Origin of the sequence: Rhodopseudomonas sp. BAL398, from assembly GCF_033001325.1 — a bacterium.
Lineage (GTDB): Bacteria > Pseudomonadota > Alphaproteobacteria > Rhizobiales > Xanthobacteraceae > JARJEH01.
In genome coordinates, this window is record NZ_CP133111.1 from 1,844,020 (window position 1) to 1,868,071 (window position 24,052).

The following is a 24,052-nucleotide window of genomic DNA, read 5'->3' on the forward strand; positions in this document are numbered from 1 at the left end:
GCATTCACTCAAGGAAAAGAAAGAAAATGCGAAGATTGGCCGCGGAATTTGTCGGTACGTTCTGGCTGGTGTTTGGGGGATGCGGCAGCGCCGTGCTGGCGGCGGGCTTTCCGCAATTCGGCATCGGCTTTGTCGGCGTCTCGCTGGCGTTCGGCCTGAGTGTGCTGACCATGGCCTATGCGGTGGGGGGCATCTCCGGCGGCCATTTCAACCCGGCGGTATCGCTCGGATTGGCGATCGCCGGCCGTTTCGAATGGCGCGACGTCATCCCCTATTGGATCACGCAGGTGATCGCGGGATTGTGTGCGGCGGGGATTCTTTACGTCATCGCATCCGGTGCGCCGAATTTTTCTGCCGGCGGCTTCGCCTCGAACGGATACGGCGACCTGTCACCAGGCAAATATTCGATGACCGCCGCGCTGGTCGCCGAAACCGTGCTGACGGCGGCGTTCCTGATCATCATCCTCGGCTCGACCTCGCGCGCGGCACCGGCGGGTTTCGCACCCATCGCGATCGGTCTCGGCCTGACCCTGATCCACCTGATTTCAATTCCGGTGACCAACACGTCGGTCAACCCTGCCCGGTCGACGGCGGTGGCTTTCTTCGCAACAACAGGGGCGCCCGGACAACTCTGGTTGTTCTGGGTTGCGCCGCTGTTGGGCGCGGCGATCGGCGCGGCCATCTACAGGTTTGTGCTGTCACCGGGTGAATCACCCGGACAGATCGGCCGCGAGCCGAAATAACCTATCCGCCCGCCGCCGCCGCGCGCGGCGGGCACTCTCGCCAATGCACCGGCGAACGCGTTAAGACCAGAACCAAAATAGAATCAGCAACGTCCAAGGATGACAGATGACCGACGAACAGGAATTGCCGGCCTATCCGATCCGGGCCTATCAGCTGATCCCGGACCCGAACCAGCCCCATGTGGTGGCGCTGGCGATCGAGACCGATCTGGGCCACAGCCTGTTTCTGGCGACCCGGCAGATCCTCGAGGATCTCGGCAAGGATCTGCTGGATCGCGCCGGCAAAATGCCGGCGAAGGGATAGCCCGCCATCAGGCCGGCTCGACCGGAGTCAGGACCGGACGCCCGGCAAAATGCGCCGCGAGGTTTTCGATTGCCAGCGTCGTGGTGGCGGCGACCGCCTCCGGCGAGCGACCGGCGATATGCGGCGTCAGCACCACATGGCCGAGTGACAGCAGGCCCTCCGGCACCACCGGCTCGCCTTCGACGACGTCGAGCGCCGCGCCGGCGATCCGGTGCTGCCTCAGGGCATCGATCAGCGCCACGGTATCGACCACGCTGCCGCGCGCAATGTTGACGAGAAAACCGTCGGGGCCAACCGCGGTCAGCACCGCCGCATCGACCAGATGTCGTGTCGCCGGCCCACCCGGCGTGGCGATGATCAAGTAGTCGCACCAGGCGGCAAGCGCGGCCGGCGATGGCCGATAAAGATAATCGACGTCGTTGCGCGGTTTGCGATTGTGATAGGCGACCTGCATCTCAAAGCCGCGATGAGCGCGCCTCGCGATCTGGTCGCCGATGTTGCCGAGACCCAGAACGCCGAGCTTCTTGCCGAACAGCAGCGGCCGCGGCGTGCGAATCTCCTTCCATCCGCCACGCCGCAGCGTGGCATCCGCATTCGGAATGCCGCGCACCACCGACAGCAACAGCGCCATGGCGTGATCGGCGACCGAGGCATCATTGGTGCCGGCACCATTGGTGACCACGATGCCGCGCGCGCCTGCCGCCACCAGATCGATGTTTTCGTAGCCGGCACCGAGCGCGCAGACGATCTCGAGACGGGGCAGCCTCGCGATCTCCTCGGCCCGAAGCCCGGTCGATCCATTGGTCAGCACCGCGCGGATGTTGTTTCCCGCTTCGGACATCCTGGCGGCGCGCTCGGCCGGCGTCAGCGCCAGATCAACGTGAAACCCGGCGGCCTGAAACCGCGCGAGATTTTCCGGCAACAATTCGACGAGAACCAACAATTCGCATGCCATGTCGGCGACCTCGTCCGGAGATGAATTTCATCGTATATCGAGCGGTGCCGCACCGGGCGCAAGTATTTGGCCCGCAATGCAGCGTTGCGATCAGGCGTTTCGCATAATCAATCCAAAGTCGCGCCGCCGGCCTCGTGGCGGTGAGGCTTGCATGCTAGGTTGGGCAACATCGCAATGGACAACGAGATCGCCGTGCCCGACACCATCGAATTCCTGAAAACCCGCCGCTCGGTGAAGCCGCGCGAGATGACCGAACCCGGCCCCTCCCCGGCCGATCTCGACACCATTCTGACTCTGGGCGCGCGGGTGCCGGATCATGGCAAGCTGGCGCCGTGGCGCTTCATCGTATTTGAGGGCGAGGCGCGCGCGCGGGCCGGCGAGTTGATCGGCAAAGTGTTCGCGGCCAAAAACCCCGCCGCGCCGCAGGCCGATATCGACGCCGAAAAGGGCCGGCTGCTGGAGGCGCCGCTGGTGATCGCGGTGGTCAGCTCGATCAAGCCGCACCCGCAAATTCCGCCGTGGGAGCAGGAATTGTCGGCCGGCGCCAGCGCCTCGGCGCTCGTCACCGCCGCCACCGCGCTCGGCTACGGCGCCAACTGGCTGACCGGCTGGTTCGCCTATGACCGCGAGGTCCTTGCCGGTCTTGGCCTGGCGCCCGAGGAGAAAATCGCCGGCTTCATCCATATCGGCACCAAGTCGCGCACGCCCAGCGAACGCCCGCGTCCGACGCTGGCAGATATCGTCACGCGGTTTTAGGTTCGGCGTCTTGGCGAGCCGAGGCCGGCGCGCCGCGCGGTCTTTTGCGTCAAACTCCGAGAGCCAAAACCGCGCTAGCGCGCCAGCACTTCGACTTCGCCGTCGACGCCGTTGACGACATTGAAGCCGCGCTCGAACATCTTGCCTTCGTTCTTGGCGATGGCGCGGTATTCGCCCTCCGACAGCACCACGCGGGGAAACGCGCCGATCGATTCTTTGATGACGTCGCCGCCCGGCGTGATCACCGACCAGGCGGTGTTGGCCAGCGCCTCGCCGCCCTTGTCGCTGACCAGCTTCAGGGTGATGACGGCGGCGCGGTGGGTGACGATCACGTCGGTCAGTTTGCCGGCCTGAACGCGGATGTCGGAGCGCACCACCGAATTGGCGTCGCCATAATTGGAGACGATGTAATAGGTCCCCTCCGGCACCAGCACGACGTCGCCGGCCGCAACATTGGGCACCAGCGGCGGACGCTGATTGCCGTCGAACTGGCTGCCCTTGTAGATGGCGAATGAAATCTGGTTCTGCGGAATCTTCGAGGTGCCGACCCGCCCCTCGAGGCGCAACCCGCCGGCGGGCAACACGAAGGCTTCGCGTTCGGTCTCGGCCTTCAAGGTCACCGGCCGCACCGCGCTGACCAGACCCAGAGCGACGTGAACCACATAGTTTCCCGGCGGCAACACGATGTTGGGGGTCGCGCCGTGATCCTCGCGGACCAGCTTGAAGGCACCGGTGGTGTCCGGGCGATCGGAATAGACCCGCCAGATCAGCCCGCCATTGATGACCGGCAGATCGTTGCCGTAGCGCGCGGTCAGCGCCAGCACGCCCTGGCTCGCCGGCGGCGGCGTGGTGGTGAGCGGTGGCGCGGCCGGCGGTGTCACCGCCGAGACCGGCGGCTGCGTCAGCGGCGCCGGCAAGGTCGGGGACGACGCCGCACCCGATGGCGGAGCCAGGCTGATCGCACCGCCCGACGGCACGTCCGGGACCAGGCCTGGCGGTACCGGGGGCGGACGATCGCCGAACAATTGCGCCGATGCCGGATTTGTGACGAATGACAGCGCCAGCAAGGCCAGCGCAAGCACCAGCTTCAGGCCGCCTCGCTGCCCCTTTTTGTTGTCATCGTTACCGCTCGAAACCATGGCGATGGTTTTCACTGAAAACGAGGCAAATTCAAGCCTATGGTCGAATATGTCGAAGCCGGAAACTGGCCGTGAATCGGACATCGCGCGATCGATTCGCCGCACCGTCATGATTCCCGCGTAGGTGGACAGGTATCCAAGGAGGGTTTGGCGCCGCCATGGCATTAATCAAGCGTTTGAAGCGATGTGGCACGATCCCCGCAAGCGCGCTTAAATCGTTCCCTGGTGTGCGATTCTCGGCGCTGGCTTCGGCGAGATTCTTCGCAATTGCCGAATATCAGGCCGAGGAGGCCCGCAGTGCTGGATAATCTGATCGGACGCAGTCCGAACCAATCGCCCGCTCGGGCCAATGTCGGGCTCGACAGCATCCGGCGGCCGGTGATCGGCCTGGCGCTGGGCGGCGGCGCCGCGCGCGGCTTCGCCCATATCGGCATCATCAAGACCCTGCTCGCCAACGGCATCGTGCCCGACGTCGTGGTCGGCACCTCGATCGGCGCGGTGGTCGGCGGCGCCTATGTGGCCGGCCATCTCGACACGCTGGAGCAATGGGCCTGCAGCCTGCAGCCGCGCAATATCCTGAGCTATCTCGACATCCGCCTCAATGGCTCCGGCCTGATCGGCGGCGGCAAGCTCGCCGCCCAGCTCGAGGCCACGCTCGGCCAGGTCCAGATCCAGGACCTCACCCAGAAATTCGCCTCGGTCGCCACCGAGGTTCGCACCGGCCACGAGATCTGGCTGACCCAGGGCCGCGTCGTCGACGCGCTGCGCGCCTCCTACGCGCTGCCCGGAATTTTCGCCCCGGTGCTGATCGGCGATCGCTGGCTGGTCGACGGCGCCCTGGTCAACCCGGTGCCGGTCTCGGCGGCGCGCGCGCTGGGCGCCGAAATCGTCATCGCGGCCAATGTTTCCAGCGATGTGTTCGGACACGGCACGACCATCTTCGCGCATGGGACACCGATCGAAGAAGAGGTTGAGCCGGTGGTCGAGCCTGCGCCGGCAAGACGCGGAATTGGCAGGTTTTTTTCGCCTGAGCGAATCGTCAAGCAGGAGATTTTCGGCAGCAATGGACGGCCCGGGATTTCCAAGGTGATGATGGATGCGTTCAACATCATGCAGGATCGCATCACCCGCGCGCGGCTGGCGGGCGATCCGCCCGACCTGCTGATCTCGCCGCGGGTCGGCAAGATCGGATGGTTCGACTTCCATCGCGCCGAGGAAATGATCGGTCACGGTGCCCGCGCCGCCGAGCGCGCCATCGAATCGATCCGCGAAGCCATCGAGATCGTGGGCCCCGAAGCCGGCGAGCCGAACGCCAAGATCGAGTCCGCGGGGTAGCGGGCGCACCCGCATTCCCCGCCCTCGCAAACCCGGACGCAGTCAGCCGCGACGCGCCGCCGCGATCGCAGCGACGTCGATCTTGCGCATCGTCATCATCGCATCGAACGCGCGCTTGGCTTGGTCGCCACCGGCCGCCAGGGCCTCGGTCAGCACACGCGGGGTGATCTGCCAGGAAATGCCCCATCTGTCCTTGCACCAGCCGCACGCGCTCTCCTGGCCGCCGTCGCTGACGATGGCGTTCCAATAGCTGTCGGTCTCGGCCTGATCCTCGGTGGCAATCTGAAACGAGAACGCTTCATTGTGCTTGAAAGCCGGACCGCCGTTGAGGCCGAGACACGCGACCCCGGCGACGCTGAATTCGACCGTGAGCACGTCTCCCTCCTTGCCGGATGGGTAGTCACCCGGCGCACGGTGGATCGCCCCCACGCTGCTGTCTGGAAACGTCTTTGCGTAAAACCGGGCCGCCGCCTCGGCCTCCTTGTCGTACCACAGACAAATCGTGTTCTTCGCCATTGCATGTCCTATCGTTTCGACCGCGTTGCTCATTGTCGTCCGCCGCCGCAGCGGCCGCACGCGGCGATCACATGCCGCCCATCGGCTTCACCAGCATGACTTCGATCGATGACTGCGGAATTTGCAGATGCGGGTGATCCTTGAAGGCCAGCGCTGCGGCCTCGTGGGACTGAGCTTCGACGAATGAATACAGCATGATGTCGTTGCTGATGTCCGAGACCCCGCTCGCAGTGATGCGCTTGGTCTTGCCGCCGACCTCCGTGCCGACGATCATGGCGGCATGTTCGCCCATCCATTTTCCCCACGCGGCCTGCATCTTCTGTTCTTCGGGTTCCCTGATCGCAGGGTCGGTCTTCACCCAGTCCGCCACGACCGCGGCGGGAATGAGATAGAGGACGAGAAACTTCTGTTTGGTCGCGTCGGTCATGGTTTTTCCTTCGGCTCGCACGCTGGTTTCGATCATGCGCGAAGGACGAAGCACGCCGAGGCCAGCCGACATCACCCCAAGTTTTTTTCGATACGATCGCCCGGCGGTCAGGACCGGCGGGCTTGGTCCTGCCGCGACCGACTCCGCCACGCCGTCAACCGCGGTCACAGCGCAGCGGCGCCACCGCCGCCGGGATCGGAAAACAGGCGCGGGTCGCGACCGCGCGCCGCAGACCAGCCGCTCAGGCCGATTTGATGTAGTCGTGCAGCGCCTGCTGCTCGCTCTCGAATTCGCGCAGCCGCCATTTGACGACGTCGCCGATCGAGATCAGCCCGATGATGTTGTCGTCTTCGATCACCGGCAGATGGCGGAATTTACCCGACGTCATCATCTCCATGATGGCGCCGACGCTGTCGCCCGGCCGGCAATTGATCACCTTGCGGGTCATCACCGCGCTGACCGGCTGCTCGAGCACCGCGGCGCCGCGTTCGCCGAGCACGCGCACCACGTCGCGTTCCGACAGGATGCCCTGGATGCGCCGCTCGCTCAGCACCAGCACCGCCCCGATCCGACGCTCCGCCAGGATCGTCACCGCGGCCGACAGCCAGGTATCCGGCTCGACACTGACGATGTGGTGGCCCTTGGACTCAAGAATGGCACGGACTGTCATGGTCGCCTCCCAAAGTTCGCACGCCCGTTGCGGGCACGGTCTCTTATTGTCGAGTCGTCAACCAACTGATCAGTTTCAAATTCGGCTGCGCGTGCGATCCGGCGCATTCGGCAGGCGCACGCGGCGCTGGGTGCGATCACCCCAGATGCAAATGATACCGATTAATGATGACTGAAACCGGTCCGCGCCGCAAGCGCCGCGGAGTTCGGACCTACAATCCCGGCACGGGGCGGTCGTCGTGGTTGGCCGGGACCGGGTCGAATAGCGAGAACAGCAACAGGCCGGCGACAAACCCGCCGATATGCGCCTGCCAGGCCACGCTGACGCCCTCGGTGCCGATCGCAATCGAGCCGATCCCGAACACGATGTTGATGCCGAACCAGACCGCCAGAAACCCCAGCACCCGCGGGTCGCGCAGCGCGCGCGACAGCGACAGCGCTGGCACCCGGGCCGCCGCGTCGGCGTCGCCGCGGCGCAGCGACAGAAAACTGCCCTTGACGAAGGCAAAGCGGATCGCCGCCGCCATCGCGCCGGACACCGAGGCCGATGCGCCGATCATCGGCGCCATCGCGTGTTCATGGGTCAACAGATGGGCCAGCGCGCCGGCGGCCGCCGTCACCGCCATGAACAGGAAGAACCGCACCGCGCCGAAGCGGCGCGCCAGCGCGCTGCCGAACGGCAGCAGCCACAGCACGTTGAACACGATGTGGCTGAGATTGGCGTGCAGCAGCGAATAGGTCAGAAAGGTCCAGACCTTGGCGCCGTCGCCGCCGGGAAACGGCAGCGACAGCAGGGTGGTATCGTAGCGTTTCGGAATGAAGCCGAACACTTCGATGGTCCAGTATTCCAGATCGGGCGGCAGCAGAACGCGCAAGTGAACGACGGCCAACAGCGCCACATAGGCCGTCAGGGCGCCCGGAATGGTCAGGATCGGTTCGCGCGGCGGCTCCGGGGGCAATTCGAGCGAAGATTCCAAGGGCCACGACCTGATACGAGCGGCTCACGCGAGCGACACGACCAAATAGGCGGCTTGGCAGGGCGGCGCAAGCCAAGGATCGGACCGGGTGCGGGTTCCAGGACCACCGACCCGCCCCCACGAAAAAGGGGAAGGCTCTGAGAAGCCCTCCCCTGGTCGATACCGGTCTTTCGCGCAGGAGTCCCCACCCCTCCCCTCGCGACGACCAGCTTGTTTTGCAGCCACCCTGTATTAGCGGCGTCGATGCCTGGAGAACACCGGCGCCGTGGACCCGCGCAACCTAGCCGCCCGGCGACGGCTCGCAAAGCTGATAGTTAATTTAACGTTAACGCCATCCAGTCGCGGCCGCCGGGGGCAAAACCCGCTTGCGGCATGGACGGTGCAAGTCCCGTTGAGCAAAACTGCATTGCGGACCAAAGCTGCGCAAAACCGGGACACACCTGTCCCCAAAACCGCGCTGCCAGGTCAAGGGCGAGTAACGGGTCATGAAACATCCCTCCAACCGCGCATTTTTCGCCTATTGGGACGACAAGCGCTGCGGCGGCGCCGCGCCCGAGCGCAGCGAGATCGAACCCAGCGAAGTGCGCGACCTGCTCGCCGATATTTTCGTGCTGTCCTACGACGCCGACACCTACCCGTTCCGGGTGGCGGGCACCCGGGTCTGCGCCCTGCTCGGCCGCGACCTCAAGGGCCAGGGATTTGCCGCGCTGTTCGCGCCCGACAGTCGCAGCGAGGTCGCGGATATTCTGGGCATCGTCGCCGAGGACACGCTCGCGGTCATTGCCGGCATCGTCGCCAAGACGACGCGGGGAGACACCGTCAACCTGGAATTGCTGCTGCTGCCATTCAACACCCGCCCGCACACCCCGCTCAGCCTGACCGGCTTGCTGGCGCCGTTCGGCGAGCCCGGCGCCGGGACGCTCGGGGAATTCACGCTGACATCGTGGCGCACGATCGGCCAGCAACCGCGCCGCTTCACGCCGCGGGCACTGCGCAAATGGTCGGTGGTGCAAGGCCTGACGGTCTATGAGGGGCTGCGCTGAGCCAACCCATCGTCGAAACGGGAATGACGTCGCGGCTGCGGATCGTTGCAAACGAGATCGTGGCTGATGTGATCGGCCATGGAGCACTCGCATGAGCGCCGGATCAGACCGGCCAGATCGGTGATTTCGAGATCGCCCCGGCTGTAGCGGATCACGCCTGCGCGCCGCAACGCATGCGCGACCAGCGAGATCGTATTGCGTTGCACCGCCAGCATCTGAGCCATCGCCTCCTGGGTCAGCGTCATCCGCCCGCTGCGGGACAATTCGCGCAGCTGCAATAGCCGGCGGCACAGCCGGGCCTCGACGCCATGCGAGGCATTGCAGGCGGCGATCTGCTCGGCCTGCATGATCTGGGTAGATAGGTGCTGCATCAACGCGGCGCGCAAGGCCGGGCTGCTGTCAGCCGCCGCACGAAAATGCCCGACATCGATCACCGACGCCCGTCCCGGATAGCGCATCATTGCCGACGTCAACGACAGCTCGCCGAACAATGCGGAGGCGCCGAACACCCCGTCGCGGCCGATCATCGCCACCTCGACAAGGTCGCCCTGGCCCACACTGATCATGCTGGAGATGACGCCCTGGTGGGGGAAATAGACCCGCTGCAACGGCCGCCCGGCCTCGATCAGCACCTGCCCGCACAGCAGATCGATCGGCCTGAGATGCCCGAGCAACAACGCGTAATCCTTCGCCGGCAGCGAATCCAGCAAGCCATTCGGTGATTGGCGGATCATCGGCATGACATCCATTCCGGCCAAAATGGCGGGGCTATCGAAGATCGCGGTGGCGGCTAAGTCGTCAGAGCTGAGGCGCCGGGCGCCGAACCCACAAGACGCAAAACTCACGAGTCCGTCACGGCAAAACATCGCGCAGGTCGCGGCAACTAATCTACTTGGTATTACTACGCGGTCCTTCGCTATATTGATCAATATTGCTCATTTCATTATCAAGCCGATCGCCGTGCACCGATCCGATTGCCGCGGCGGACACAGGCGTTGAATGGCAGAGCGGCTGAATATCAGAAGCGTTGAATGCGAGAGGTGACGCCGGCTCCCAGCAGCGCGCCGTGATCCGGTTCGACGGGCTGATAACATGTGCAGGATCGCTCGGTCAGTCCGTCGACATCGAGGATCTCCAGATGGCCGCGGCTATAGCGCAACAGGCCAGCCTGCTGAAGCGCGATCGCGACCAGAGAGATGCTATTGCGCTGCACACCGAGCATCTGCGCAACGACGTCCTGGGTCAGCGGCAATTTATCGCTGCGGGCCCGCGCGCGGAACATCAGCAACTGCCGACAAAACCGGGCTTCGATGCTGTGCGCCGCATTGCACGCCGCGGTGCGCTCTGCCTGCATCAGGTATCGCCATTGGCACTGCATCAACGCCGCGCGTAGCGGTTCGCTTTGCGCGCAAATCGCCTGAAACCGCTCGACCTCGATGACCGAGGCCGTTCCGGGAAAGCGCACGATCCCCGTGGTCCGCGACAATTCGCGCTCATCGCCGGCAGCTGCCCCGAACACGCCTTCGCGGCCGATCATCCCCACCTCGACGGAATCGCCTTGCGCCAGACTGACAAGCTTGGAAATCACGCCGCTATGCGGAAAGTAGATCAGCCGCAGCTGCGCCCCCGCCTCCACCAGGATATCGCTGAGGACAAGGTCGACGGTACGGCAAGCCGCGCCGAGCTGCTCGAACGTGGCTTCGGGGAGCGAAGCCAGGAGGTCATTGGGTGACTGCCGAAACGAAGCCATCTGCTCTCTCCCAACCCGCGTAACGGTGGCCGGACCCAGCAGCGGCGTCACCCGATCAAACGTGGGCGCCTAGCAGGCGCGGTCGAAGATACGATCTGACGACGCCACAACAAACATAAAACACCTACCATGACGCGCAACCTCGCCGGTATTCCCGAATTCTGGCAGACAAGTCTCGCTGATCGAGCGGAGGATCGGCAGCGGGTGGCGATTCGCGAGCCATTGAAAGGTCAGCAGCAAATCCAAGGGTGGAATATGCCGAGAATTCTTCTTGTCGACGATGATCCACTGATCAGAGGTGCGGTAAAGATCTGGCTGGAGAACAATGGTCACGAAGTGGTGACGGCGGAATGCGGCGTGACCGGATTGAACGCCCTCCAGCGCGCCACCTTTGACCTGATGATCATCGACATCTTCATGCCGAACATGCGCGGCTTCGAATCGATCCGGGTCTTCCATCAGAACGCGCCGGCGACGCCACTGATCGCCATTTCCGGCTATGTCTTCGCCGAGAACAGGGCCCCGGCCCCCGATTTCCTGAGGATGGCCCTGGATTTGGGCGCTTCGCGCTGCCTTCGCAAACCATTCACGCCTTCCACGCTGATGACGGTGGTCGACGTCTGCCTCTCGGAACGATCGGTCCCGGCCGCCAGTAGCGCCATTGCGAGGTAGTGTGTTCACATGATCCAAGAGCAACCTGAAGCCAACTGGCTGCAGGCAACCCCATCGGCAACGATCGACGGGATACTGCTGATCGATTCCGATGAATCCATCCAGCTGTTCAATCAGGCCTGCGAGAAGCTGTTCGGCTATGCCCCCGAGGAGGCGATCGGCCAGAACGTTCGGTTGCTGTTGCCAGCCTGGAGCCCCGACTGGCTGGAACGCATAGCCGACTATCCCACCTCGACCGAGCATGGGCGACGCAAGGACGGCACGATCTTCCCGATGGAACTATCGATGGGACGGACCAGGCTCGACGGCAAGCCGGTTTTCGTCTGCGTCACCCGCGACCTGACCGAGGGCCACCGTGTCCATCAGGCGACGCGCGAAAGCGAGCGCAACTATCGGCTGCTGGTCGAAGGCGTCACCGACTATGCCATCTACATGCTCGATGTCGGCGGCCACGTCACCAGTTGGAACAGCGGCGCCAAACGCATCAAGCAATTCGGCGCCGAGGAAATTCTCGGCCAGCACTTCAGCAGATTCTATACTGAGGAGGCGCTGCAGCGCGGTGAGCCGGAAGCCAATCTCGAAATCGCCAGACGCACCGGACATTACGAGGCGAAGGGCTGGCGGCGGCGCAAGGACGGCAGCCAGTTCTGGGCCCACGTCGTGATCGAGCCGCTGATGAACGAATACGGCGAGTTGATCGGCTTCGCCAAGGTGACCAGCGACATCAGCGAAGGCCGGCGCGTCGAACTGGCCGTCAGCGAGGCCGACGAACGGATCAACGCCCTGATCGAAACCATGGTCGATGGCGTCATCCTGATCGACGCCGAGGGCACCATCCAGACCTTCAACCGGGCCTGCCAGACCCTGTTCGGCTACGCCAAGGAGGAAGTGATCGGCCACAACGTCAAGATGTTGATGCCAACAGAATACCGCGAAGCGCACGATGGCTATCTCGGCAATTATCATCGAACCGGGGTCCGCAAGATCATCGGTATCGGCCGCGAGGTGAAGGGCCAGCGCAAGGACGGCTCGGTCTTTCCGATGGAGCTATCGGTGGGCGAAACCCGGCGCGACGGCGAGCCGCTGTTCGTCGGGGTGATTCACGACCTCACCGAACGCAAACGAATCGAGGCGCAACTGGTCCAGGCGCAGAAAATGGAGACCGTCGGGCAGCTCTCGGGCGGCATCGCGCACGACTTCAACAACCTGCTGACCGTGATCGTCGGCAATGCCGAATTCCTGAGCGAACAGCTCATGGCGCGGCAGGACCTGCGCAATTTGGCCAACGATATCGGCCGGGCCGGCGAACGGGGTGCCGAATTGACGCAGCGGCTGCTGGCCTTCAGCCGCCGGCAAAACCTGATGCCGGTCGGAATCGACTGCAATGAATTGCTGGATTCGATGCACAAGCTGCTGCGGCGGACCCTGCGCGAGAACATCACGGTCAAGGCCAACTATGAGCCCGCGCTGCGCACAACCTTCGCGGATCGCGTACAGCTGGAATCCGCGATCATCAACATTGCGCTCAATGCCCAGGACGCCATGCCGAACGGCGGCATACTCGGCATCGCCACATCCAACGTGTCGCTCGACGATCCCTATCAGTTCCAGCACCCGGAGGTGCGGCCGGGGCAATATGTGCTGCTCGCCATTACCGACAACGGCGACGGCATGTCGCAGGAGACCCTCAACCACGCCTTCGAGCCATTCTACACCACCAAGGACGTCGGCAAAGGCAGCGGCCTCGGGCTCAGCATGGTCTATGGATTCGTCAAGCAATCCAACGGCCACGTCGCCATCTATAGCGACCCCGGCTTCGGCACCACGATCCGGATCTATCTGCCGGCGCAGCGCGGGGACGCGGAGGCGTCGCCGGGGCAGGCCCCAATTGCCCAGAGCTACGCCTGCGGCGACGAGGTGGTGCTGGTGGTCGAGGATGATCCTTTCGTGCGGTCTTACGCGGTGATGTGCCTGCGCAGCCTCGGCTACATCGTGATCGCTGCCACCGACGGCGTCGATGCGCTGCGAAAGCTCGGCGCCGACGTCAATATCGACGTGCTGTTCACCGACGTCGTGCTGCCGGGCAGCATCGACGGCTTTGAGCTTGCCAATCTGGCGCGCAGCCAACGCCCGGATTTGCGTGTGCTGCTGACCTCCGGCTATGCCCATGATAGCACCGCCACCAGCTTGCGGACCGACGATGCGGTGCTGCTCAATAAGCCCTACCGCAAAGAGGATCTCGCCCAGCGGATGCGTGATATCGTCGATAGCGGCAGAGCACCGCAACCGGTCGGGCCAGCGCTAACCGGCCGTTAACTGTACGCGCCGTAGGGTGAGGGTGACTACGGGCCCGGCCGACCGGCGGATATTGATGGCGTTACACAATCTTTCAGTTCAGCCGACCGCGGTGGAGCGACGACGCTTCCAGCGGGTGAAGGTTCATCTGCTCGGGCGCTATATGCTGCCCGACCGCCGTGAGTTTCCCTGCCAGATCATCAACATGTCGCCCGGCGGCCTGGCTATGCTGGCGCCCGGGATCGGCAATGTCGGCGACCGGGTGATCGCCTATCTCGACCATATCGGCAGGGTCGAAGGCAAGATTACCAGGATCATCGACAACGGCTTTGCGATGAATCTCGGCGCCACGCCGCGCAAGCGCGACAAGCTCGCCGCTCAGCTGACCTGGCTTGCCAATCGCGACATTCTCAACCTGCCGGAAGACCGCCGTCACGATCGAATCGTGCCGCGCAATCCGATCTGCGTGCTCACGCTGGAAGACGGCAGCACGATGAGTTGCCGGATCATCGATTTGTCGCTGTCGGGCGCGGCGATCGCCGCCGAGCGCCGGCCGCCGCTGCAGTCGCAGGTGGCGCTCGGCCGGGTGCAGGCCCGCGTGGTCCGAAATCTCGAAGACGGCTTCGCGCTGGAGTTCGTGCACGAGCAGCTCGCCGAGACACTCGAAGACAGCGTTACCGCCCGGTAAAGCGTTTTCTCCTGCCATCAGCCGATTTCCGACCGATCAGCACGCCTCCCCCCGCGCGCGACGCCGCGTCGTCGCCCCGCGCCGCGCACCGTTCGCGGTTAACGCGCCCGGCATTCGCGGCAAAACTGCGCGTCCCGCAGGCCTTGCGGCGTTAACGCATCAAATTTGAATCAATTGCCGATCATTCAAATTTTAGACGAATTCGATTCAATCAAGATTCAAATCGCGCGGCGTTTTTACTTGTATTTGCTTCAATTGTACTTGTGCCACTTAGCGGCCGCGAAAATTCCCTGTGCAAAACATGGTCCCAACAAGAAGCGGGGACCACAATGTTTGGTAGCAGGGGATTTGTTAGCAGCGGCTCGGGGTTCGCAGTTGCCGTTGCAATGCTGACGATGGCGGCGACGGCCCAGGCCGGCCAGCCGGCACGCTACGCCAGCGTCGGCGAGAATACACGGGCGCCGATCGGCTGGATCGAACTCTGCGCCGAGACGCCTGGCGAATGCCGCGGTGGCGACACTCAGCCGCGCGACATTGTTTTAACGCAGACCGCATGGACCGATCTGCTACGGATCAACCGCTGGGTCAACGACCACATCAAGCCGATGACCGACATGGATCATTGGGGCGTGGTCGAAAAATGGTCGCTGCCGACCGACGGCTACGGCGATTGCGAAGACTACGTGTTGTTGAAACGCAAGATGCTGATCGACTCCGGTTGGCCGCGCGAGGCGTTGCTGATCACCGTGGTCCGCGACAAGCAAAATGACGGCCACGCCGTCCTGACGGTGAAGACCGACAAGGGCGAATTCATTCTCGACAATCAGAACGAGGAAGTCGTGGCCTGGACCGAAACCGGCTACCGCTTCGTCAAGCGCCAGTCGCAGAGCAATCCGAATATCTGGGTCGCCTTGGGCGACGCCAAACCGTCGATGGCCACGGCCACCGCACAACGACGCTAATAGCGGCACCAATCAGGAGCTACGCGACCCGGTCGAATCCCCACCCCTCCCCGTCCAGACCGGATCGTGCGCGGCCAGCTCTCCCCCAAGAGCTGGCCGCAACTTTTTGCGCGGCCGCGTGGCGAATGCCGTGGCCACAGGCGGCCTGGTTTGGATGGTTCGGCTCAGCTGTCGTCGGTGACGCGCTGAATCGCGACCTTGGTTCGCCGCTTCAGCGCCTCGAGCTTGTCCTTGACGTCGTGCAACTCATCGCGGTCGAAGTCGCGAAAGATGAAGCTGTGCAGCGCGTTCCAGCGCGGCCTCAACTCGTCGATCCGCTGCCGCGCGCGATCCGACAGCGACATCAGCACCACCCTGGCGTCGGTGGTCGAGGAAACCCGGTTGAGCAGACCGAGACGCTCCAGGATTTTGGTCTGGGTCGTCACGAAGGTCGAGACCGCGTGAACCTTCTGCGAGACGTCACTGACCGAGACGCCCTCGCCCTGATCGAGATCGCTGATTGCCATCAGAATCAGCCATTGCGAACCGCTGATGCCAAACATCTTCGCCCAGCAACGGCGCATGTCCTCCAGATTGTTGCTGATCGACACGAAATCCCAGATGATTTGATGAGAAATCTCGAATTCGTGGTGAGATTCGGGCGCCGCGCCGGCGTCGGCCGCGGTCCCGGCGACTGCGCCTGTGTGCTGTGCTGTGGCGTCGCGCCGATCCGACATTCCGCGTCCTCTCCCTTTCGCATCAGAGGCCGCTTTCGGCACTCGATACTCACCCAGACCGTCACTCCCCAACAGCCGCGTGTTCTTTTATTATCTATTTAGCAGACAAGTCCCCGGCATCGGAAGTAAAACCCGCACCGCTGGATTTCCCACCTCCGCATACCGCGGCCAAATTCTCACAAATTCAACGCGTTGGCTGGCTTTAACCGGTACGGCGCGGGCTTCTATTACATCCCGGGCACCGATACCTGCATCAAGCTCGGTGGCTATCTCCGTGCCGAAGTCAACTTTGACGCCGGTGGCAGCCACACCCCGTATTGGAGCGGCACTGGCGGCTTGAATAACCGTCTGGGCAACGACTACACGTTCCGCACCCGCGCGCTGACCTCGATCGACACCCGCACCGCCACTGAATATGGCGTTGTCCGCACCTATGCCGAGCTGGTCAATCAGTGGACCACTGGCACCGACGGCGTCGGTGGCGGCACCACCGCATTGTACAATGCCTTCATTCAGTTCGCCGGCTTCACCTTCGGTAAAGCGCAATCGACGTTCGCAGCGCCGTGGAACAACTATCCGGGCAACCTCGGCGGCTTGCTCGGTGGCGACGACAGCTCCACCGCCCAGAACCAGATCGCCTATACCGCCCAGTTCGGCAACGGTATTTCCGCGAAACTGGCCCTGGAAGATCAGTCCGGTTACCGCTCCGCCTCGCTCTACAACGTGGACGTGGTCGGCACGAATGCCGCCACTGCGTTCTTGAGCCAGTCTCAGACGTCTGCATACGGCGGCACGTCTATTCCCGATATCGTCGGCCAGGTCCGTGTCGATCAGGCCTGGGGTCTGTTCCAAGTGACCGCCGCGGCGCATGACATCCGTGCCAGCTACTACAACCCGGGCGACGAGACCACCGGTCATCCGGATGACAAATACGGCTTTGCGGTTCAGGCCGCGTTGTCGCTGAAGAACCTGCCGACGGGTCCTGGCGACAGCCTCAACGTCAGCGCAGTCTACACCGACGGCGCAACCAAGTACGCGGTGTTCGCCGGCGGGCCGTTCGTCCATTACAATTCCAGCGACGTCGCCTACCAGGGCATCGCGTCTCTGTCGAATGCGGACGGTATCTTCCAAACGGGCGGTGACATTAAGACCGTCACGGCTTGGGGCATGAACGGCGCCTTCAACCACAACTGGAATCCGTACTGGACCACGTCGCTGTTCGGTTCGTACACCAAGGTTGATTTCGGCGATGCTGCCGGCATCTATACCGCCGCACTTCGTCGCGCGGTTGGTGGCACCTTTACTGGCAGCCCGAACTACAACATCGCCCAGATCGGTACCCGTACCTCCTGGACGCCCGTCAAGAACCTGACCTTCACCGGTGAAGTCACCTACACCAACCTCGATCAGGATTACAGCGGCCTGACCGGATCGGTTAAACCCACCGGCAAGCCTACCGCTACTTACGAGTTCAAGGATCAGCAGATCTGGAGCGGCATCGTCCGCGCTCAGCGCAACTTCTGATCTAAATCACCACGAAAGGAGACTTTCCTCTCTTCTGTAAACCTCCAAGGAACCTCCGGCGATGCCCCGCCGGAGGTTTTTCTTTGTCTGATTGACGTCGCCGGGAACGATCGTCGGCCCTGATGATTGACGTCACGCAGAACCGGGATCATTGATGCGAAAACTGATCGCATTCGACGACGACACTTTGGATCGGCTGAAACTGCTGGGCCGCGATCGCATGGCGACGCTGCAGGAGCTGGCAGACGAAGCCTTCGCCGATCTGCTGAAGAAACACGGCGTTCCGATCGATCTCAAGGACGCATTGCGCAAAAGCGCCAGGCCGGCGAGTTCCCCGCCCAAGCCGGCGACGAGCAGCCGTTCCCGACGCCCTCCGACCAGAAAGGCCAGTCATGCCAGCCGATCCGTTTGAACAGGGTGAAAGCGCCGCCCGCAAGTCGATCCCCGCCGAGGCCAATCCGTATCAAGACGGCAGCGAAGAACATGCCTTGTGGGCCGCCGGACATGAGCGCGTCGCCACTGCGATCGAGGCCAGCCAGTCCGAAGGCACCTGACGTCGATCGCCTACGCCGCTGTTTGGCCTTCCGACGAGCTCAGCCGATCTTCTTCAAGCCCTTGGCGAAGCGCGGCCCGTTGAGGATATAGAATTGCGCGCCCCGCCCCATCGCCGCGACCTGTGCCGGCTCGAGCGTGCGTACGACCTTCGCCGGCGCTCCCATGATCAATGAGTTCTCGGGGAACTGCTTGCCCTCGGTGATCACCGACCCGGCGCCGACCACGCTGCCGCGGCCGATTCGCGCGCCGTTCATCACGATCGAGCCCATCCCAACCAGCGCGCCGTCCTCGACGGTGCAGCCGTGCAGGATGACATTGTGGCCGATGGTGCAGCCCTTGCCGATGGTCAGCGCAAAGCCCGGATCGGTATGGCAGGTGCAATTGTCCTGGATGTTGGAGCCCTCGCCGATCTCGATCCACTCATTGTCGCCGCGCAGCACCGCGCCGAACCAGATGCTGGCCTGTGGCAGCATGCGGATTTTGCCGATCACCGTCGCGGTTTCGGCAATGAAATAATTGCCGTCAGCGGGAAGATCGGGGCCCTGCCCGTCGAGCTCATAGATCGCCATGTCGGTCTCCTGTTACCCCTACACGCATGACAATGCCGGGCCGGCAACGCAATGGTTTTTGCCGGGACGCGGTCAGCCGACCAGACCGATCGCCTGCAACATCATCAGCACAAACGTCCCCGACATCAGGCTCCAGAACCCCGACAGCACCGTGGCGGCCATCACGAACTGGGCGCGGCGGCCTTCGATCGGCTCAGCGCGCAGCGTGTTGCGCATGATGATGAAGGGGGCGGCGAACATCAGGAATGGCAGCGCCACAAAGGTTTTCGGCGCCGCGCCCTGCTGCAGCAGCGCGAAACCCGGCGGACGCCGCAGCATCGCGTGGTAGCCACTGGCCAGCGCGCCCGCCAAGGCAAAGCCAATCAACAGCGAGAACAGGTTATTCAACGCATCCGGTGACATCGGGGATCTTTCGCTACACAGCTCAATGCCCCTGATGTCGCAAAATGCGGCGACGCCCGCCACCAGATCCTTAATAAGAGGTTAACGCCACAATTCGGAACCGCGTCCCGTGCACGGCTCCGCGGATCGCCATCCGGCAATGTCGTTCGGGATGGCGCCGCGCCGTGGCATATTCGGCGCTGATTCGGCCGCCCTCGTACCGTCTGCCCGCATGACCCTGCTTACACCTGCGCATACCATTCGCCGCCGCCGCAAGGCCCGGCGCGGCCAGCGCGTCTCGATCCTGCTGGCCAGCCTGCTGACCGCCAGTTCGATCGGGCTGATTATCTATCTGTTATGGCCGACCTGGCACGCGCAGAGCACCGACCTGCCCTACCGCACCCCGGTCAGCGTCGGCGACACGCTGTTCAACGTCCCGACCGAGGCGTTCCGGGTCAAGCTGCAGAAGCATTCCGGACCGCAGGAGCGGGTCGATCTGAGCTTTCAATATCCCTCGCTGGCCGCTGCGGACCGGCCCAGGCATGTCAGCGCCGCGACGGTCGAGCGCAATCCCGAGGCGATCGACAGGATCTTCCTGTCGATCGAGGCGCATCACGACGCGCTGTCGCCGGAGACGCGGCTGCGCACGATCTATCCGCGCTATCTGGCGGAGGACAATGCGCCCGCCACCGACGGCCTGACCCAGCAGGCGTTTCGCGACGGGTCGCCTTATGCCAATGAGGATCTGTTCACCGCCACCGCACCAGAGTTGACGGCGCGCTGCACCCGCGACGGCGCCACGCCCGGCATGTGCCTGAGCGAAAACCGGATCGGCGGCGCCGACCTGATTTTCCGGTTTCCGCGGCAGTGGCTGACGCAATGGCGCGGCGTAGCCGGCGCCATCGATCGGCTCAGCCGGCAACTACACGCCCAGCACGATTAGAACGTCGTCGAGCGAACTGGGCACCGGTTCGCGTCACGAAAACGCGTCAAAACAAAAGTTTAGAGCTCCGGTTCTGATCGATCGAACCGGAATTTCTCTAGCCGTCGTCGACCAGATCGTCCTCGAGGATTGCCATCTGGAATTGGAACGAGCGGTCGTCGTCCTCATCGTCGACGAACAGCACGCCGATGAATTCCTCGCCGATATAGACCTCGGCCGAATCGTCCTTCTTGGGCCGCGGCACCACGCGAATCTTCTGATTGCCGAACAATTTCTTCAGATACGCGTCGAGTTTTCTGACTTCCTGAACGTCCACAGCCGTCTCCAATTCAATCAATAATCACCGCAGCCGTCGGACGATATCGCCGCTATTCGGGGATGGGTCCGCCGAACCGAAAGCCGCAGCGTGAGTACTTTTTCGGCGCGCCCGCCGCAACCCCCCGCGATCAAATTGCGGCCACCGATCACAGCCCGGTGGCGTTGAGCATCTGGTTCATGGTGCGCGACGGCTCGGCGCAACCCGCCTCGCCGACCACCTTGGCCGGCACCCCCGCCACGGTGACGTTATGCGGCACCGGCTTGACCACGACGGAGCCCGCCGCGATCCGCGCGCAGTGACCGATCTCGATATTGCCGAGGATTTTCGCGCCGGCGCCGATCAGCACGCCATGGCGGATTTTCGGATGGCGATCCTCGTGCTCCTTGCCGGTGCCGCCCAGCGTCACGCCGTGCAGGATCGACACGTCGTCCTCGATCACAGCGGTCTCGCCGACGACGAGGCCGGTGGCATGGTCGAGGAAAATCCCGCGGCCGATGGTGGCGGCGGGATTGATGTCGGTCTGGAACGCGGCGGAGGCGCGGCTCTGCAGATAGAACGCAAAATCCTTGCGGCCCTGATGATACAGCCAATGCGCCAGACGATGGGTCTGCAGCGCGTGAAACCCCTTGAAGTACAGCAGCGGATCGATGAAGCGCGAGGTCGCGGGGTCGCGGTCGAACACCGCGACCATGTCGGCGCGAAACGCATTGCCGAGATCGGGTTGCTCGCGCAACGCTTCCTCGAAGGTCTGCCGGATCAGATCGCCCGACAGTGCCTGGTGATCGAGCCGCTCGGCAACGCGATGGACCACCGCGTCCTCGAGCCGCTCATGATGCAGCACGCTGGCATAGATGAAGGACGCCAGCTCCGGTTCGCGGCGAACGATGTCCTCGGCCTCGGTGCGGACCCGCTGCCAGATCGGATCGAGCGACGCCAGTTGCGCATTCTGCGGATTGACCTGATGCACCGTCATGATGTTCTCGCCAATTCGAGGTTCTGCCGCCATCCTAGCACGACCGGGCGGCGGCTGTCGCGGCGCGGTTTGGCCGCGTCACGGGCGCGGCTGTCATCGCGTTCCGACGGCGGACGCCGCCGGCAGCGGGCAGTCTCCAGTCAACGTGGGCGGCGGCGCGGCTTTATCAAGCCGCCGCGGCGAAGAAATTCTCAAGGCCCGCCCCGAACCGCAGGACGGGAGCCGAGGTCAGGGCCGCCGCGCCAGAAAATCCAGCACGCCTTGCTTGTAGACCCGGTCGCCGACCGCGCGCATGTGATCGCGGTTGGGGATATCCAGCACCTCGGCGCCGGGAATGACGTCGCCGAGCGCATGCGCCGAGCCTGCGACCTCGTCGACCGTGCCGACCGCGATCAGCACCGGCACCGCGATCCGCGCCGCATCCGCCGCCGACATCAACTGCCGGGAGCCGCGCATGCACGCCGCCAGCGCCTTGCGGTCGGAGCGGGTCTGCTCGGCGAAGGTCCGAAACGTCCGCCCCATCGGATCGCTGACGTCGTCGATCGAGGCCGCCTCCAGCGCCTCGGCGACGTTCTCGCCCGGACCGCCGCCCTCGATCAGGCCGATGCCGAGGCCGGCGAGAATCGCCGAGCGTACCCGCCCAGGCTGATCGAGCGCCAGCCGCGCGGTGATCCGCGCGCCCATCGAATAGCCCATGACGTCGGCGCGGGTGATCGCCAGATGATCCATCAGCGCCATCACGTCGCCGGCCATGATGGCGATGCCATAAGCATCGGGCTGATACAGTTTGGTGGAGTCGCCATGGCCGCGATTGTCGAGCGCGATCGCCCGACGGCCATGTTTCTTCAATTCGGAGACCCAGGTCGGGTACACCCAGTTGACGTTCTTGCTCGACGCGAAGCCGTGGATCAGAACCACCGGCTCCCCCTCGCCTTCATCGAGATACGCAATGTCTACACCGCCGTGGTCAAAGCTCGGCATCGGTCAGTCCTGGTTGGGTTTGGAAGTTGGGAGTTGGAGTTGGGATCGTCGCGAGACGGTCGCGACGGATTAGCAGGCCGCGCCGAGGGGCTGCAACCGCGCCGTGGGGGCGATCGCATCAGAGCTGGCGGCGGTGGCTTGGGCAAATTTGCCTTGGACAGGATTGGTATGGAAAGGATTGGGTTGGGTAAGATTGGATTGGGCAAGATTGGCTTGGGCAAGATTGCCTTGGATAGTTGCGGCTTGAGCAGCGGCGGCTTGCGCTGATGCAGCTTGGGCGTCGGCCAACAGCTTGCGCGCGCGCTTGGTCTTGCGGCGATCGATCCAGCGCTGCGTCATCCGCTCGGTGCCGGTCTTGATCGAGACGACGAAGCCGAACAGCGCCATCACCGCGCCGAACACCCACCAGGTGAAATTCAGCGCGCCGAAGCTGAGAAACAGCGCGCCGCGCCCGAGCAGCTTGAGAATCCCACGGGTCTTGCCGCCCTTGGCTTCCGCCAGCGCCGCGGCGCGCGCGACGTCCTTCGGGCCCTCGGCGATCTTCAGCGTATCCAGCGCGCCGCGGGTGCCGGCTTTCTCGCCGATCCGCCCGACATCCTTGGCCAGCCGCACCAGCCCGCCGGCTTTTTCGGCGCGGAACGCGGCCTTCACCGCACGCACGGTCTCGCCCGGGCGACTGAACGATCCGCCGGCGACGGCGCGCTGCAGCGCCGGTGCATCAACCACCTCGCGCGCCGATCGACTGGCCCACCGGGTCAGCCCCTTGCCGATCCGCCCGACCTTGCTGGCATCCTTGACCAGCGTCAGCCCGGCCCGGACTGGGGCCGCGCCGCCGACGGTGACGAAGGTCGCCGCGGTGACCGCAAGGCCCGCGGTGGCGAGGCCCAGCACCAAGCGGTCGGTGTCCTCACCCATCGCCAGATTCTTGCCCTCGCGCACCACGTCGCGAATATCGCCGAACACGAACAGATCGCCCGCCACGGTGCCGGACAGGCTGCCGACATCGTCGGCATTGCCGGTCACCAGACCGGTGGCAAATCGCTGGGCGAAATAAGCGGGCGAATTTTCCACCGCCACCGCCTCGGCAACGCGTCGCGTCAGATCCGCAGGCAGCGCCACCTGCTTGGCGGCGGCAAGCTCGACCAGACTATTAGCGAGATCGGCATCCTTGGCATCGAGGGCGGCGCTGATGTTGCGCGCGATCAAGTCACCGTCATTTCGCAAGGCGGAATTCAGTTGCAGATCCGACAGCGCCACCGGGTCGTCCTGCGCTGCCAGGATCGCGCCGCCTTCGCGGGCGTGCGGCAGCGCCAACACGAAAGCCACGGCGCAAACCGCCGTGCCGACTTTCGCCAAGCCGAGTTGCCGCCGCATCCGCACTATCCTCTGCTGTCGACTGTCCGTTGCCGTACGATCGTGGCCTTACTATGTGGTGCGTCATCTTTCAGACACAACCGACTCGACGAAAGGAGGGCTTCTCCAACACCGGTGGATTGTGTCGAATTTCCCCGACCCATGCGTAACCGGTCGCTCTAGGAATCAAGAGCCGGTATCGGTATGGTGCGCCGCACCGTGATGATGCCATCTCCGCTGCCACCAAAGGTGAAACTTATGTCCGACCATCTGGTTCCGCATTTTCACAATGATGCCGGCGTGGCGATCATCGAAATCGGCTCGAAGGAATTCATGTGCGTGGGCGCCAATCCGCCGTTCGACCATCCGCACGTCTTTCTCGATCTGGGTAACGACAACGAAATCATCTGCCCCTATTGCTCGACGCTGTATCGATTTGCCGCCGACCTTGCGCCGGGCGAAGCCAGGCCGCCGGAATGCGTGTTGAAGGACAAGGTCGCCTGATCT

The 24,052-nt window shown here is 63.8% G+C and carries 29 protein-coding genes; 14 read left to right on the top strand and 15 right to left on the bottom strand.

The window, feature by feature from the left end; genetic code table 11:
- The first annotated feature begins 26 nt into the window (after positions 1 to 26).
- Entirely contained in the window at positions 27 to 743 is a 717-nt protein-coding gene (aqpZ, locus tag RBJ75_RS08885) for an aquaporin Z (protein WP_044411472.1), read from the top strand.
- Between the two features lie 106 nt (positions 744 to 849).
- Entirely contained in the window at positions 850 to 1,047 is a 198-nt protein-coding gene (locus RBJ75_RS08890) for a hypothetical protein (RefSeq protein WP_044411475.1), read from the top strand.
- Positions 1,048 to 1,054: 7 nt separating this feature from the next.
- Here the strand turns inward: RBJ75_RS08890 and RBJ75_RS08895 are convergent, their stop codons facing one another.
- Positions 1,055 to 2,002 carry a 2-hydroxyacid dehydrogenase gene (locus RBJ75_RS08895; RefSeq protein ID WP_044411478.1) on the bottom strand — a complete coding sequence of 316 codons (948 nt, stop codon included), beginning with the start codon at positions 2,000 to 2,002 and terminating at the stop codon, positions 1,055 to 1,057.
- Between the two features lie 192 nt (positions 2,003 to 2,194).
- On the opposite strand from RBJ75_RS08895, the gene RBJ75_RS08900 reads away from it, so the two are divergent.
- The gene (locus RBJ75_RS08900) at positions 2,195 to 2,758 is read left to right on the top strand and encodes a nitroreductase (protein WP_044411505.1); all 564 of its coding nucleotides are present in this window, start codon (positions 2,195 to 2,197) and stop codon (positions 2,756 to 2,758) included.
- A gap of 74 nt (positions 2,759 to 2,832) precedes the next feature.
- On the opposite strand, the gene RBJ75_RS08905 is transcribed toward RBJ75_RS08900, so the two are convergent.
- A complete protein-coding gene (locus RBJ75_RS08905; RefSeq protein ID WP_044411508.1) occupies positions 2,833 to 3,897 on the bottom strand; it encodes a hypothetical protein in 1,065 nt (354 codons plus the stop codon).
- 297 nt (positions 3,898 to 4,194) lie between these two features.
- On the opposite strand from RBJ75_RS08905, the gene RBJ75_RS08910 reads away from it, so the two are divergent.
- Positions 4,195 to 5,232: a patatin-like phospholipase family protein gene (locus tag RBJ75_RS08910; RefSeq protein ID WP_044411481.1), complete on the top strand. Its 1,038-nt coding sequence runs from the start codon at positions 4,195 to 4,197 to the stop codon at positions 5,230 to 5,232.
- A 42-nt stretch (positions 5,233 to 5,274) separates the two neighbouring features.
- On the opposite strand, the gene RBJ75_RS08915 is transcribed toward RBJ75_RS08910, so the two are convergent.
- From RBJ75_RS08915 to RBJ75_RS08930, 4 genes are all read right to left on the bottom strand, one after another.
- Entirely contained in the window at positions 5,275 to 5,748 is a 474-nt protein-coding gene (locus tag RBJ75_RS08915; protein ID WP_044411509.1) for a VOC family protein, read from the bottom strand.
- 67 nt (positions 5,749 to 5,815) lie between these two features.
- Complete coding sequence (locus RBJ75_RS08920) at positions 5,816 to 6,343, bottom strand: hypothetical protein (RefSeq protein WP_152647723.1); 528 nt, start codon at positions 6,341 to 6,343, stop codon at positions 5,816 to 5,818.
- A 73-nt stretch (positions 6,344 to 6,416) separates the two neighbouring features.
- A complete protein-coding gene (locus RBJ75_RS08925; RefSeq protein ID WP_044411484.1) occupies positions 6,417 to 6,845 on the bottom strand; it encodes a CBS domain-containing protein in 429 nt (142 codons plus the stop codon).
- Positions 6,846 to 7,056: 211 nt separating this feature from the next.
- Entirely contained in the window at positions 7,057 to 7,821 is a 765-nt protein-coding gene (locus tag RBJ75_RS08930; RefSeq protein WP_234707414.1) for a rhomboid family intramembrane serine protease, read from the bottom strand.
- A gap of 485 nt (positions 7,822 to 8,306) precedes the next feature.
- Between RBJ75_RS08930 and RBJ75_RS08935 the strand changes: the two genes are divergently transcribed.
- A complete protein-coding gene (locus RBJ75_RS08935) occupies positions 8,307 to 8,864 on the top strand; it encodes a PAS domain-containing protein (RefSeq protein WP_044411489.1) in 558 nt (185 codons plus the stop codon).
- Here the strand turns inward: RBJ75_RS08935 and RBJ75_RS08940 are convergent.
- A complete protein-coding gene (locus RBJ75_RS08940) occupies positions 8,846 to 9,598 on the bottom strand; it encodes a Crp/Fnr family transcriptional regulator (protein WP_234707415.1) in 753 nt (250 codons plus the stop codon). The two genes, RBJ75_RS08935 and RBJ75_RS08940, sit on opposite strands and share 19 nt — an antisense overlap.
- A gap of 284 nt (positions 9,599 to 9,882) precedes the next feature.
- Complete coding sequence (locus RBJ75_RS08945; protein ID WP_044411492.1) at positions 9,883 to 10,614, bottom strand: Crp/Fnr family transcriptional regulator; 732 nt, start codon at positions 10,612 to 10,614, stop codon at positions 9,883 to 9,885.
- A 255-nt stretch (positions 10,615 to 10,869) separates the two neighbouring features.
- Here RBJ75_RS08945 and RBJ75_RS08950 point away from each other — a divergent pair, with 255 nt between their 5' ends.
- From RBJ75_RS08950 to RBJ75_RS08965, 4 genes are all read left to right on the top strand, one after another.
- Positions 10,870 to 11,286 carry a response regulator gene (locus tag RBJ75_RS08950; RefSeq protein ID WP_044411517.1) on the top strand — a complete coding sequence of 139 codons (417 nt, stop codon included), beginning with the start codon at positions 10,870 to 10,872 and terminating at the stop codon, positions 11,284 to 11,286.
- Between the two features lie 9 nt (positions 11,287 to 11,295).
- Positions 11,296 to 13,602 carry a PAS domain-containing sensor histidine kinase gene (locus tag RBJ75_RS08955; protein WP_052628932.1) on the top strand — a complete coding sequence of 769 codons (2,307 nt, stop codon included), beginning with the start codon at positions 11,296 to 11,298 and terminating at the stop codon, positions 13,600 to 13,602.
- 55 nt (positions 13,603 to 13,657) lie between these two features.
- Positions 13,658 to 14,269, top strand: a complete 612-nt coding sequence (locus RBJ75_RS08960; RefSeq protein ID WP_044411495.1) for a PilZ domain-containing protein — start codon at positions 13,658 to 13,660, stop codon at positions 14,267 to 14,269.
- Between the two features lie 329 nt (positions 14,270 to 14,598).
- Positions 14,599 to 15,231: a transglutaminase-like cysteine peptidase gene (locus tag RBJ75_RS08965; RefSeq protein WP_044411499.1), complete on the top strand. Its 633-nt coding sequence runs from the start codon at positions 14,599 to 14,601 to the stop codon at positions 15,229 to 15,231.
- 164 nt (positions 15,232 to 15,395) lie between these two features.
- On the opposite strand, the gene RBJ75_RS08970 is transcribed toward RBJ75_RS08965, so the two are convergent.
- The gene (locus tag RBJ75_RS08970; RefSeq protein WP_044411500.1) at positions 15,396 to 15,947 is read right to left on the bottom strand and encodes a MarR family winged helix-turn-helix transcriptional regulator; all 552 of its coding nucleotides are present in this window, start codon (positions 15,945 to 15,947) and stop codon (positions 15,396 to 15,398) included.
- Positions 15,948 to 16,139: 192 nt separating this feature from the next.
- Here RBJ75_RS08970 and RBJ75_RS08975 point away from each other — a divergent pair, with 192 nt between their 5' ends.
- The 3 genes from RBJ75_RS08975 (at position 16,140) to RBJ75_RS08985 (ending at position 18,025) form a co-directional block, all read left to right on the top strand.
- Positions 16,140 to 17,471, top strand: a complete 1,332-nt coding sequence (locus RBJ75_RS08975) for a porin (protein ID WP_276156609.1) — start codon at positions 16,140 to 16,142, stop codon at positions 17,469 to 17,471.
- Between the two features lie 154 nt (positions 17,472 to 17,625).
- Positions 17,626 to 17,883 carry a hypothetical protein gene (locus tag RBJ75_RS08980; RefSeq protein ID WP_044408047.1) on the top strand — a complete coding sequence of 86 codons (258 nt, stop codon included), beginning with the start codon at positions 17,626 to 17,628 and terminating at the stop codon, positions 17,881 to 17,883.
- Positions 17,864 to 18,025: a hypothetical protein gene (locus RBJ75_RS08985; RefSeq protein WP_173427328.1), complete on the top strand. Its 162-nt coding sequence runs from the start codon at positions 17,864 to 17,866 to the stop codon at positions 18,023 to 18,025. The genes RBJ75_RS08980 and RBJ75_RS08985 overlap by 20 nt, the downstream gene beginning before the upstream one ends.
- 39 nt (positions 18,026 to 18,064) lie before the next feature.
- Here the strand turns inward: RBJ75_RS08985 and RBJ75_RS08990 are convergent, their stop codons facing one another.
- On the bottom strand, positions 18,065 to 18,595 hold the full coding sequence (locus RBJ75_RS08990) for a gamma carbonic anhydrase family protein (RefSeq protein WP_044408050.1): 531 nt from the start codon (positions 18,593 to 18,595) through the stop codon (positions 18,065 to 18,067).
- Between the two features lie 72 nt (positions 18,596 to 18,667).
- On the bottom strand, positions 18,668 to 18,997 hold the full coding sequence (locus RBJ75_RS08995) for a DUF6949 family protein (RefSeq protein WP_044408053.1): 330 nt from the start codon (positions 18,995 to 18,997) through the stop codon (positions 18,668 to 18,670).
- 211 nt (positions 18,998 to 19,208) lie between these two features.
- On the opposite strand from RBJ75_RS08995, the gene RBJ75_RS09000 reads away from it, so the two are divergent.
- Positions 19,209 to 19,919 carry a hypothetical protein gene (locus RBJ75_RS09000; RefSeq protein ID WP_044408076.1) on the top strand — a complete coding sequence of 237 codons (711 nt, stop codon included), beginning with the start codon at positions 19,209 to 19,211 and terminating at the stop codon, positions 19,917 to 19,919.
- A 97-nt stretch (positions 19,920 to 20,016) separates the two neighbouring features.
- On the opposite strand, the gene RBJ75_RS09005 is transcribed toward RBJ75_RS09000, so the two are convergent.
- From RBJ75_RS09005 to RBJ75_RS09020, 4 genes are all read right to left on the bottom strand, one after another.
- Positions 20,017 to 20,235 carry a DUF3126 family protein gene (locus RBJ75_RS09005; protein ID WP_044408056.1) on the bottom strand — a complete coding sequence of 73 codons (219 nt, stop codon included), beginning with the start codon at positions 20,233 to 20,235 and terminating at the stop codon, positions 20,017 to 20,019.
- A gap of 148 nt (positions 20,236 to 20,383) precedes the next feature.
- Positions 20,384 to 21,211: a serine O-acetyltransferase gene (gene cysE, locus RBJ75_RS09010; RefSeq protein WP_044408059.1), complete on the bottom strand. Its 828-nt coding sequence runs from the start codon at positions 21,209 to 21,211 to the stop codon at positions 20,384 to 20,386.
- 228 nt (positions 21,212 to 21,439) lie between these two features.
- The gene (locus tag RBJ75_RS09015; protein WP_044408062.1) at positions 21,440 to 22,192 is read right to left on the bottom strand and encodes an alpha/beta fold hydrolase; all 753 of its coding nucleotides are present in this window, start codon (positions 22,190 to 22,192) and stop codon (positions 21,440 to 21,442) included.
- Positions 22,193 to 22,261: 69 nt separating this feature from the next.
- The gene (locus tag RBJ75_RS09020) at positions 22,262 to 23,566 is read right to left on the bottom strand and encodes a hypothetical protein (RefSeq protein WP_234707346.1); all 1,305 of its coding nucleotides are present in this window, start codon (positions 23,564 to 23,566) and stop codon (positions 22,262 to 22,264) included.
- Between the two features lie 237 nt (positions 23,567 to 23,803).
- On the opposite strand from RBJ75_RS09020, the gene RBJ75_RS09025 reads away from it, so the two are divergent.
- A complete protein-coding gene (locus RBJ75_RS09025) occupies positions 23,804 to 24,049 on the top strand; it encodes a zinc-finger domain-containing protein (protein ID WP_044408081.1) in 246 nt (81 codons plus the stop codon).
- The last annotated feature ends 3 nt before the right edge of the window (positions 24,050 to 24,052 follow it).

What these genes read in the sequence shown, in the direction of transcription:
- RBJ75_RS08895 (WP_044411478.1), bottom strand. Translation starts at nt 2,002, where the DNA reads ATGGCATGCGAATTGTTGGTTCTCGTCGAATTGTTGCCGGAAAATCTC.
- RBJ75_RS09020 (WP_234707346.1), bottom strand. Translation starts at nt 23,566, where the DNA reads ATGCGGCGGCAACTCGGCTTGGCGAAAGTCGGCACGGCGGTTTGCGCC.
- RBJ75_RS08950 (WP_044411517.1), top strand. Translation starts at nt 10,870, where the DNA reads ATGCCGAGAATTCTTCTTGTCGACGATGATCCACTGATCAGAGGTGCG.
- RBJ75_RS08935 (WP_044411489.1), top strand. Translation starts at nt 8,307, where the DNA reads ATGAAACATCCCTCCAACCGCGCATTTTTCGCCTATTGGGACGACAAG.
- RBJ75_RS08890 (WP_044411475.1), top strand. Translation starts at nt 850, where the DNA reads ATGACCGACGAACAGGAATTGCCGGCCTATCCGATCCGGGCCTATCAG.
- RBJ75_RS08980 (WP_044408047.1), top strand. Translation starts at nt 17,626, where the DNA reads ATGCGAAAACTGATCGCATTCGACGACGACACTTTGGATCGGCTGAAA.
- RBJ75_RS08915 (WP_044411509.1), bottom strand. Translation starts at nt 5,748, where the DNA reads ATGGCGAAGAACACGATTTGTCTGTGGTACGACAAGGAGGCCGAGGCG.
- RBJ75_RS08985 (WP_173427328.1), top strand. Translation starts at nt 17,864, where the DNA reads ATGCCAGCCGATCCGTTTGAACAGGGTGAAAGCGCCGCCCGCAAGTCG.
- RBJ75_RS08925 (WP_044411484.1), bottom strand. Translation starts at nt 6,845, where the DNA reads ATGACAGTCCGTGCCATTCTTGAGTCCAAGGGCCACCACATCGTCAGT.
- aqpZ (WP_044411472.1), top strand. Translation starts at nt 27, where the DNA reads ATGCGAAGATTGGCCGCGGAATTTGTCGGTACGTTCTGGCTGGTGTTT.
- RBJ75_RS08955 (WP_052628932.1), top strand. Translation starts at nt 11,296, where the DNA reads ATGATCCAAGAGCAACCTGAAGCCAACTGGCTGCAGGCAACCCCATCG.
- RBJ75_RS09025 (WP_044408081.1), top strand. Translation starts at nt 23,804, where the DNA reads ATGTCCGACCATCTGGTTCCGCATTTTCACAATGATGCCGGCGTGGCG.
- RBJ75_RS09000 (WP_044408076.1), top strand. Translation starts at nt 19,209, where the DNA reads ATGACCCTGCTTACACCTGCGCATACCATTCGCCGCCGCCGCAAGGCC.
- cysE (WP_044408059.1), bottom strand. Translation starts at nt 21,211, where the DNA reads ATGACGGTGCATCAGGTCAATCCGCAGAATGCGCAACTGGCGTCGCTC.
- RBJ75_RS08905 (WP_044411508.1), bottom strand. Translation starts at nt 3,897, where the DNA reads ATGGTTTCGAGCGGTAACGATGACAACAAAAAGGGGCAGCGAGGCGGC.
- RBJ75_RS09015 (WP_044408062.1), bottom strand. Translation starts at nt 22,192, where the DNA reads ATGCCGAGCTTTGACCACGGCGGTGTAGACATTGCGTATCTCGATGAA.
- RBJ75_RS08995 (WP_044408053.1), bottom strand. Translation starts at nt 18,997, where the DNA reads ATGTCACCGGATGCGTTGAATAACCTGTTCTCGCTGTTGATTGGCTTT.
- RBJ75_RS08940 (WP_234707415.1), bottom strand. Translation starts at nt 9,598, where the DNA reads ATGATCCGCCAATCACCGAATGGCTTGCTGGATTCGCTGCCGGCGAAG.
- RBJ75_RS08945 (WP_044411492.1), bottom strand. Translation starts at nt 10,614, where the DNA reads ATGGCTTCGTTTCGGCAGTCACCCAATGACCTCCTGGCTTCGCTCCCC.
- RBJ75_RS08960 (WP_044411495.1), top strand. Translation starts at nt 13,658, where the DNA reads ATGGCGTTACACAATCTTTCAGTTCAGCCGACCGCGGTGGAGCGACGA.
- RBJ75_RS08970 (WP_044411500.1), bottom strand. Translation starts at nt 15,947, where the DNA reads ATGTCGGATCGGCGCGACGCCACAGCACAGCACACAGGCGCAGTCGCC.
- RBJ75_RS08965 (WP_044411499.1), top strand. Translation starts at nt 14,599, where the DNA reads ATGTTTGGTAGCAGGGGATTTGTTAGCAGCGGCTCGGGGTTCGCAGTT.
- RBJ75_RS08990 (WP_044408050.1), bottom strand. Translation starts at nt 18,595, where the DNA reads ATGGCGATCTATGAGCTCGACGGGCAGGGCCCCGATCTTCCCGCTGAC.